The sequence below is a fragment of the Pinirhizobacter sp. genome (assembly GCF_035317885.1).
Classification (GTDB): domain Bacteria; phylum Pseudomonadota; class Gammaproteobacteria; order Xanthomonadales; family Rhodanobacteraceae; genus Pinirhizobacter.
Genome location: NZ_DATHFX010000050.1, coordinates 1 through 4684 on the forward strand (window position 1 = coordinate 1; position 4684 = coordinate 4684).

Annotated in this window: 6 protein-coding genes; 3 read left to right on the forward strand and 3 right to left on the reverse strand. The window is 62.8% G+C overall.

Going from position 1 to position 4684, the window contains the following annotated elements; genetic code table 11:
* Together VK519_RS01480 and VK519_RS01485 are read right to left on the reverse strand one after the other, a co-directional pair.
* On the reverse strand, positions 1–669 hold a 669-nt coding region (locus VK519_RS01480), incomplete at its 3' end, for a DUF899 domain-containing protein (protein ID WP_324346971.1).
* Positions 670–777: 108 nt separating this feature from the next.
* Positions 778–1833, reverse strand: coding sequence for a M23 family metallopeptidase (locus VK519_RS01485; protein WP_324346973.1), 1056 nt, complete (start codon positions 1831–1833; stop codon positions 778–780).
* Between the two features lie 319 nt (positions 1834–2152).
* On the opposite strand from VK519_RS01485, the gene VK519_RS01490 reads away from it, so the two are divergent.
* From VK519_RS01490 to VK519_RS01500, 3 genes are all read left to right on the forward strand, one after another.
* Complete coding sequence (locus VK519_RS01490) at positions 2153–2458, forward strand: antibiotic biosynthesis monooxygenase family protein (RefSeq protein ID WP_324346975.1); 306 nt, start codon at positions 2153–2155, stop codon at positions 2456–2458.
* Positions 2459–2602: 144 nt separating this feature from the next.
* Positions 2603–3451 carry a sigma-70 family RNA polymerase sigma factor gene (locus VK519_RS01495; protein WP_324346977.1) on the forward strand — a complete coding sequence of 283 codons (849 nt, stop codon included), beginning with the start codon at positions 2603–2605 and terminating at the stop codon, positions 3449–3451.
* 77 nt (positions 3452–3528) lie between these two features.
* Complete coding sequence (locus tag VK519_RS01500) at positions 3529–4305, forward strand: AraC family transcriptional regulator (RefSeq protein ID WP_324346979.1); 777 nt, start codon at positions 3529–3531, stop codon at positions 4303–4305.
* A 35-nt stretch (positions 4306–4340) separates the two neighbouring features.
* Here VK519_RS01500 and VK519_RS01505 read toward each other — a convergent pair.
* Positions 4341–4684, reverse strand: a 344-nt coding sequence (locus VK519_RS01505; protein WP_324346981.1) for a LysE/ArgO family amino acid transporter, incomplete at its 5' end; no start/stop codon positions are given.

Sequence of the window (4684 nt, forward strand, 5' to 3'; positions counted from 1 at the left end):
GGTCTGGGGATAGCCTTCGGGCGAATCTTCCCAGACCTCCTGGCGCCCCAGCGGCGTGAGGTCGAGGTAATTCCAGGTGCCACCCATCTGCTCGTCGCCGCGGTTGTTGATGAAGTACGTGCGGAACAGGCGGTCGCCGTCGCGATAGAACACATTGGTCCCGTGCCACTCGTCCACGCCGAAGTCGGCATCGAAGCCATCTGTGAGGGTGAACCACGGGATGTTGTCCCAGCCCATCCGCGCTTTCAACCGGGCAATGTCCGCCTGCGGCGCGCGTGAAACGAATACCAGGGTGGTATCGCGGGCGTTGAGGTGGGCGACGTGGGCGACCTGGTCGGCCACCATCGAGCAGCCGCGGCAGGCGTGATCGGGCCAGCCGAACACGCCAGGCTCGAAGAAGGCACGGTAGAGGACCAGCTGGCGGCGCCCATCAAACAACTCGGGCAGGCCCACCTTGCCAGAGGGCCCCTCGAAGGCATAGGTCTTCTCCACGGCCATCCACGGCATGCGCCGGCGCTCGGCTGCCAGCGCATCACGGGCGTGGGATTGCGCCTTCTCCTTCACCAGCAGCTGCTGCCGCGCCGTTTCCCATGCCTGCGGTGACACCACCGGTGGCGCATGCATGGCAGGTGGTGGATTTTTCTGTGCGTTCTTGTCCGATGTGGTCATGGCTTCTGAAACCTCCGAGTCCGGGTGAATTCCCGTGGTCGCGAGATAGTTTTGGCACTGAACATCGATAGATGAGAGTAACAAGCGCGGCGTGATTCCCAGGCGAAGTCATCGCGACGTGAAGGTCACTACATCCAGCGGTCCGGGCATGCCGGGCGCCTGGGGCGATGCGGTGTGGTGAGTCCAGGCTTGACCGGCGCCAAACACTTCGATCGACGGGAAGGTTCCTTCCACCCGGAAACCGCCCATGGCATAGGGAAGCCCCTCGGCGGCCAATGGCGCATTGGTGTCGGCGACATGCATGTGCAGATGTGGCCCGGTGGATTGGCCGGTGAAACCGAGCTTGCCGATCACGTCCCCGTGGCGCACGTGTTGGCCCGGGTGCACGAGCACACTGCCGGGCTTCAGATGCTCGAAGAAGACGAAGCGGCCATCGCCCAGGTTCAGCGAGACATAATTGCCAGTGGCATCGCCAATGGGCACGCGCGATGGCCCGGGCGCCACCACGCTGGGTTCGGCAACGCCATCGCGAGTCGCAGCCACCGTGGCATCGGCGACCGCGAGCACATCGGCGCCGTAGCCGAACCAGTTGGCCGGCTTGCTGCCGTTGTCGCTTGCATGCGCTCCGTTCGCGTCCACCTTGATCCAGTCGATGGCGAAGCGACCGGGCAAGTGCACGCGGCCATCCACGGCGTAGAGTACGCGGCGATGACCGCGCTCCCACGAGGCATCGTAGATCGCCACCCATGGACCGCCGCGCAAGGGTGGACCCAGCGCAACCGGGTTTGCCGGTCGTGGCGTGAACCTGCCTCCCTCAACGGGGAAATGTTGCGTCGTTCCGGCCACTGTGTATTCGATGCGATGCGCGACGACCGCCCCAGGGGCTGGCGCAGGCAGTGAGAGAAAAATCGTGGCGTGCCCGCCGGGCGCAACCGATCGCTTCGCAGGCGTGGATCCGACCCTGCCTATGGCGGCATCCAGCGCCTTGCCATCGAGGTGGCCCAGGGACGCGCCGGTCGCCCCATCCAACGCGTCGACGCTTTCCAGGTCCAGCGTATCGTCGGAAAAGTTGGTCAGCTGCAGTTCGTAGACAAGCTCGGTTCTGCCACCGAGCGAAGCAGCCTGCGGCACCCATGGCACCTGGATGTCGAACGATTGGCGCACGGCCGACGAAGCCGCATGCAGGGTGCTGCACGTGGATATGACGATGATGGCGAAGGCCAGAAGCCTGCGTCCGTGCCTTCGCCCGTGAATGGCGCACTCCTCTGCGCAGGGCTTTCCATGCATCGGCGAGACCGCAGCCATTGCAACACCTTCTTCGACCAGGGTCGCCAGCTTGGTAAAACGCCACGCCTGCCACCAGTGCTTGAAGTCAGCCCCGCGCGGCGAAGCCAGGGCATTCTCAAAACTTTCTTTTCTAGGCGCGATCCGTTTCTACCCGCCGCTTCGTCCTTGATATGCCCATCACTGAAGGAAACCCGCCATGTCCAACGAACCCGTCGTGCTGATCAATCTTCTGAAGGTGGAACCTGCGAAGCAGGATGCACTGATCGCACTGTTGAAACAGAACACCAGGACAGTGATCAGCACGCTAGCCGGCTGGAAGTCGACCCGGCTGATCGCCGCCAGGGACGGCGCCAACGTCGTCATCTACTCGGAATGGGAGAATCCCGCCGCCGTCCAGGCGATGCGCGACGAGCCGCGCATGAAAGCCTGTTTCCCGGAGATCCTCGCGCTGGCAAGCGTCGACTCGATCCTGGGCACGGCGGTATTGAGCGAGAACCCATGAGCGACGGCGCCGTCTTTAACGGCGGACAACACCGTAAAATCAACGAAAGGGACAGGTAATGTCGATACCCAGAACAGCTTTTGTCCTGGTCCACGGCGGTTGGCACAACCATTCGGCGTGGGGCAGCGTAAAACCGATATGAACATGGACGAATTAGCCGATCGCCTGAAAGCGCTGCGGCCACGCCTTCATCGCTATTGCGCACGTATGACGGGATCCTCTGTCGATGGAGAGGACGTACTGCAGGACACCCTGGTCAAGGCCCTTAACGCGCGAGCCCAAGGCGCCGAGGTGGACAATCTCGAAGGCTGGTTGTTTCGCATCGCCCACAACGCAAGCCTGGATTTCCTGCGCAACAGGTCGCGGAACACGTTCGTTCCGCTCTTCGACGACGTCGAGGCCGCGCCCATGGCCGAGGATGACATCACCGCGATCAGCTTTCAGACATTTGTGCGGCTGCCTGAACTTCAGCGCTGCGCGGTGATCCTCAAGGATGTGCTGGGCCACTCGGTGGAAGAAATCGCAAGCATCGCCGAGTGCTCCCCGGCAGCCGCCAAATCGGCGCTTCAGCGCGGTCGCGCGGCCCTGCGGCGACTGGCACAGGCACCGGACGATACCCGTCTGCCGCTGATGTCCGATTCGGACCGTCGGAAGATCTCAGCCTATGTCCATCTGTTTCAGAGCGGAGATTTCGATGCGATTCGCGCGATGCTCGCCGATGACGTGAAGCTCGAGCTTGTGAACCGGCTTCAGCTGGAAGGCCGCGACAGGATCGCTTTGTATTTCACACGCTATGCCGAAGAAACGAAATGGCGATTCGCCCTTGGCGCGGTCGAAAGCCGTCCAGCCATGCTGGTTTTTGACAAAAGCGCGATGGAGAAACCAGCGTATTTTGTCCTGGTCGATTGGCGCAATGATCGAATCTCGACGATCCGCGATTTCCTGTTCGCTCCCTATGCGCTCGAATCGGTGGATTGGGTGCGACTAGGCTAGAAGGTGATCTTGTGGCGTTTATCAAGAGATTCTTCATATACTTCGATAAATCTGATCGAGGTTGCACCTTTTCCGACATGCTCCACCACGACCTCCTGGATGCACTCGAACGCGCCGATGGTCCACCACTGATCGCCTACCAGGCCGAAGGCGATCTTCCGCTGGTGGAGAAGGGCTGGCATAGCCACGTGCGCGGACAGCTGTTCTATGTCGAACGCGGGCTGTTCGTCTCGCAGACGCGGCAAGGATCATGGATGCTTCTACCCGGCCGCGCCGGTTGGCTGCCGCCCGGCGCCGAGCACACCATCCGCATCACCGGCCCGAGCCGCGGATGGGGGCTGTTTGTCGCACCACACATGGCGCATTGCCTGCCCATCCATCCCTGCGTGGTAGGCGTGAACGAGCTGCTCCGTTCACTGGTGCTGCGTGCAAGCACCTGGACCGACCTGGCGCAGCTCAGCGAGGAACAGCAGCGCGTGATGGCCGTGCTGGTGGATGAAATGCGCCGCGCACCGGTGGACCCCATGCACCTGCCCATGCCAACCGACCGACGGCTGCAGAAGATGGCCACCACCATCATCGAACACCCCGACGACGCGCGCGGCGTCGACGAATGGGCGCAGGCCAGCGGCGTATCCACGCGCACCCTTACCCGACTGTTCCGCGACGAAACCGGCTGCAGCTTCGCGCAATGGCGCCAACAGGCAAAGTTATCGCGCGCGCTCGAACACCTGGCCCGCGGCATGCGCGTAAGCGATGTCGCCGACGCACTGGGCTACGCCACCGTCAGCGCGTTCGTTGCCATGTTCCGGAAAGCCTACGGCACGCCACCGGGCCGGTATTTCGCCACGTAAGGCATGCCACGCCGGCATCGGGCGCAGCAAAGTGGCTACCCCAGCAACAGCTTCGCCGCGATCACCCACATCACCACGCCGATGATCACCTCCAGCACCTGCCAGGCGCGCGGTTTGGCGAACACGGGACGCAGCAGGCCCGAGCCGTAACCCAGCGCGAAGAAGAACACCAGTGAAGCTGCCATCGCACCCAGGGCGAACTGAAGGTGCCCGCCGGGGAACTGCGTGGAGATCGAACCGATCAGGAACAGCGTGTCCAGGTACACATGCGGGTTGAGCCACGTAAGCGCCAGGCAGACCGCCAACGTGGCCGCCAGTTTGCGCGGTGGCGCATCGGCAGGCGAAAGCGTACCGTGTGAATGCCAGGCGGTAAAAAAAC